The sequence below is a fragment of the Mesorhizobium sp. M4A.F.Ca.ET.020.02.1.1 genome, assembly GCF_004022645.1.
In the GTDB taxonomy this organism is placed as follows: domain Bacteria; phylum Pseudomonadota; class Alphaproteobacteria; order Rhizobiales; family Rhizobiaceae; genus Mesorhizobium.
In genome coordinates this window covers 1-2,293 of sequence record NZ_RZOI01000858.1, presented here as the reverse complement: position 1 = coordinate 2,293, position 2,293 = coordinate 1, and the positions used below count along the sequence as shown (strand labels likewise).

At 59.7% G+C, this 2,293-nt stretch carries 4 protein-coding genes; all 4 read left to right on the top strand.

Translation table 11 applies throughout. The features are described 5' to 3' along the window. A partial coding sequence (locus tag EN742_RS32220; RefSeq protein WP_245492447.1) for a ParA family protein occupies positions 1-727 on the top strand: 727 nt, incomplete at its 5' end. Then, on the top strand, positions 724-1,065 hold the full coding sequence (locus EN742_RS32215) for a hypothetical protein (protein ID WP_128333740.1): 342 nt from the start codon (positions 724-726) through the stop codon (positions 1,063-1,065). The genes EN742_RS32220 and EN742_RS32215, both read left to right, overlap by 4 nt. 150 nt (positions 1,066-1,215) lie before the next feature. Then, a complete protein-coding gene (locus EN742_RS32210; RefSeq protein ID WP_128333739.1) occupies positions 1,216-1,692 on the top strand; it encodes an XRE family transcriptional regulator in 477 nt (158 codons plus the stop codon). Between the two features lie 343 nt (positions 1,693-2,035). Further along, positions 2,036-2,290: a WGR domain-containing protein gene (locus EN742_RS32205; RefSeq protein ID WP_128333738.1), complete on the top strand. Its 255-nt coding sequence runs from the start codon at positions 2,036-2,038 to the stop codon at positions 2,288-2,290. Positions 2,291-2,293: the final 3 nt, after the last annotated feature.

The window sequence follows — 2,293 nt, the reverse complement described above, 5'->3', positions numbered from 1 at the left end:
ACACATATTTGTAGGAGAATGCAGGATGCCGACCGTGATCGCCGCCATCAACGGCAAGGGTGGCGCAGGAAAGACCACCGCGCTCATGAACATCGCCGGCGAATATGCCTTGCGGGGCCTCACCGTCGCGATGGTCGACATGGATGCCCGCAGCAATTTGACCAAGTGGTGGAGCGACTGCCGGGAAAAGGAAGCGCAGGCAGAGGGGATAGATGTCCTTGGCCATAAGACCGCCAAAGCGGTTAGCGCCTTTCTGGATCGAGCAGCCGACAGTTTTGACTCCGTTCTGATCGACACGCCGGGAGAGGACACCGCGATCATCGATCCGGTGATCGGATGGTCCGACCTGGTGATCTCGCCGATCCAGGCATCGAAGCGGGAGGTGCTCGGGGCGATCGACTGTTTCGAGTCCGTCCTGCGCGTCAACGACGCGCTCGGTCGCGATTGCCGGCATGGCGTGCTGCGGACGCGCGTCTCGCTGACCGTTCGTCATACCGAGCTTTATCGCAAGATTCGTCCGATCATCGAGGACAAGGTCGGCACCTATCTGTTTCGGACCGAGGTGATGGAGCGCAACGTCTACAAGGACATCCAGAACGGCATCGGCACGCTGCAGATGCAGGATTTGACCGAGGCAGTCGCCAAGGCCCGCCGCGAGACGCGGAGCGTCGTCGAAGAGATCGATACGCTTCTCAACCTTGGCGGTGAAAATGGGGAAGTGGAATGAGCCGCCGGGAAAACCTGTCGCTTGATGAGTTCGCGACAGCGCCTCGAAAGCAGATCGCCGCTGGCCCCGTCAACGTGCGCCAACAAGACATAGCGACCAGATCGCCGGAACCGCCAAGCAGCAAGCCGGAGGTCGAAATCGACATCCGGCAGGAGGCAAGAAAGGCACTGCGGCGGGTGAAACGCGAGCGGGTGAAGGGAGAAAACTTCTTCGTCAATGTAAGTCTCGACCGGCAGACAAAACGCCGGTTGAAGCTGGCATCGTTCAACACGGAAACGTCGATGCAGGCGATTATCGAAGCGGCGATCGTCAGATACCTCGATGAGATCGGCGCTTGAGGAAGACGGATGATTTGATCCGAGGCTAATTTTCCTGCTACTAATGTCAAATTGGCTCTGCTTTCTAATGAATTGAGCTGATAGGGGCGAATGCGCACGTCAGACCGACGTGCATTTTTTGGGCAACAGGAACGGGCAGAAGCCGCCGCCATGGCGATCAAGGATGTTCAAAAATACATCGAGGAGCAGGGGCTCGTCGAAACGACCGATGAGGAATCGGAAAAGCCGATCTACAGGAAGCCCGGCTTTGAGGGTATTCGAAGCTTTGGCGAAATGGAGCAAATATTCAGCCAGTTCATCCGCGAGCACCGCGACGCCAAGCGGCTGAACCGCGCGCAGATGGGTACAATGATCGGCCTGCACGAGACCATCTTCGCGCGCTATGAGCGGGCCTTCTCCAAGCTCCAGGCGACGCGGCTGATCCATCTTTGCGAAATTCTCGACTGTTCGCCGGTGGAGATGATTCACGCAGCAGCCCCTCACCTGTTCGGGGAAACCCGGAAGGAAGCCGACGACAAATTGAAGCTGATGTTGCGTATCTTGGACATGCCGGCATCGACGGCATCCAGCCTGCTCGGCATGATCGAAGGATTGGTGGGCGAACGCGACCGCTCAGGTCAGTCATAAAGGAAAAAGAGGCAAATCCCGGCGTGCACAGTGCCCGCCCGCCCGCGACCAGCCGGTCACGCGCCCGCTTCGCGCTGCAGTCGTCGGGGATGCGCGCCGGCGGGCCGACCTTCGCGAGAGGATCGTCACGCGAATGCGCGGAGACCGCTTGCGGGCTCCGGGAGCGCCATTTGGGGCGCGAGTAGAGCCGTGCCCGAAGGGCCTCGCCCAACGCTTCCTTACCGAAGACAAGCCAACCATGCGTCGGCCGACGCCGCGATCCATCATCTCCACGAATCGGTCGAACCGGATCGATTCAGCAATGTCGTTGGACGCCGCTTCCGAAGGAAACGAGACTCTGGCCATGGATCACGAGAAAACAGGGCTAGTTCATCTTCGCCGCATCGACCCGTCACGGAACATGCGGCGTTTCTATATGCTCACCATCCAGCCGACCTTGTTCGGCGGCGCTTCCGTCATGCGCAACTGGGGCAGGATCGGCACAAACGGACAGTCGATGATGGAGACGTTCGACAGCGACGACGCCGCGACCAACGCCTTCAGCCGGCTCGAGCGCACGAAGCGCCGCAAGGGATATCGCGACAGCGGACTTACCTGACCC

What these genes read in the sequence shown, in the direction of transcription:
- EN742_RS32215 (WP_128333740.1), top strand. Translation starts at nt 724, where the DNA reads ATGAGCCGCCGGGAAAACCTGTCGCTTGATGAGTTCGCGACAGCGCCT.
- EN742_RS32210 (WP_128333739.1), top strand. Translation starts at nt 1,216, where the DNA reads ATGGCGATCAAGGATGTTCAAAAATACATCGAGGAGCAGGGGCTCGTC.
- EN742_RS32205 (WP_128333738.1), top strand. Translation starts at nt 2,036, where the DNA reads ATGGATCACGAGAAAACAGGGCTAGTTCATCTTCGCCGCATCGACCCG.